This is a genomic window from Dubosiella newyorkensis (assembly GCF_001945605.1).
Lineage (GTDB): Bacteria > Bacillota_I > Bacilli_A > Erysipelotrichales > Erysipelotrichaceae > Dubosiella > Dubosiella newyorkensis.
Genome location: NZ_MPKA01000007.1, coordinates 1 through 1,138, shown reverse-complemented (window position 1 = coordinate 1,138; position 1,138 = coordinate 1). Strand labels below are relative to the sequence as shown.

Here is a 1,138-nt window from a genome sequence, read left to right as displayed (position 1 = left end):
CCGTTCCATCCGATCCCGCTCTTTGGCCCGCCTTGCAGGCTCCAGTTTCTGCAGCTCCGTCTCGACATGGAAGATCTGTCCGATTCTTTCGAGCGCTCGATACGCTTCTGTTTCTTGGATGTTTTTTGCGCCGCTCGGAAGAGCCTCGAAAAACTTCCGGCGGACATGCGCCCAGCACAATGCTCGTTTTGTATTCTCGATCTGGCTGTGGCCTCCATATCCGTCGGTTACCAGAAATCCTTCAAAACCTTCCAGGAACGCTTTCGGATATCGGCTTCCTCTTCCGGGAGCGTATTGAAAGATCCGGATCGGCTTTCGAGAAACAGCCGCCGAGCTGTAGACCCACATCCACGATTTGGAAGTGTTCTTTCTCCCTTCTTCGCGGAGCACCTGGATCGGAGTCTCGTCGCAGTGGCACAGTTCTTCTTTCAGAAGATGTTCTCTCATCTTGAGAACGACAGGTTCAAGATAGAGTTCGGAGACCGCCATGATCCAGTTGGACATCGTTCTCCGGCTGATGGAGAGACCCAGCCATTTCCACTCCTTCTCCTGCCGGTTGTAGGGTACGCTTTTGACAAAACGCTCGTTGGCTACATGAGCGATCGCTTCCGCGCTCGCAAAAGAATGCGGAATGACGGGAAGAGGGGCTTCGGTTTTGAAAAGCACGTTGGTACTATGTCAAGTTTGAGGACAATCTAAATTTCTGTTTTTGACAAATCCGAAAAAATTTGTTCCGCTTTCCATTGACTACGGGTCCCCATCCCTAAGAACCCATTTCTTGTTGCTTTTCAAACTCCCAGCTTTTGCTGCGGCTTGAAAAGCCCCAAGCTTATCTTAGGGATCCCCATTGTCAATGCCGCTTCTCAATTTTTTTCTAAACGCATCTTTTTCAATATCTTGTAGTTTTTCTCGTATTCCATCGGGGATTCGTATCCGCAATGGGAATGGATCCGGATCGTATTGTAGAATCCTTCTATATATTCGAATACGGCTTTCTTTGCTTCTTTCATCGTTTCGAAATGGTAGAAGTTGATCCATTCTCTCTTGATCAGTGAATGAAAGCTTTCGATGCAGGCGTTGTCCCATGGATTGCCTTTTCTCGAATACGATCTTTCCATTCCTTCTGTCTTGTTTTTGT

Annotated in this window: 2 protein-coding genes; both read right to left on the bottom strand. The window is 48.1% G+C overall.

Translation table 11 applies throughout. The features are described from left to right. A partial coding sequence (tnpC, locus tag BO225_RS00090) for an IS66 family transposase (RefSeq protein WP_143356705.1) occupies positions 1–666 on the bottom strand: 666 nt, incomplete at its 3' end. Between the two features lie 197 nt (positions 667–863). Next, positions 864–1,138 (bottom strand): integrase core domain-containing protein (locus BO225_RS00085; RefSeq protein ID WP_143356704.1); only part of this gene is annotated, 275 nt, incomplete at its 5' end.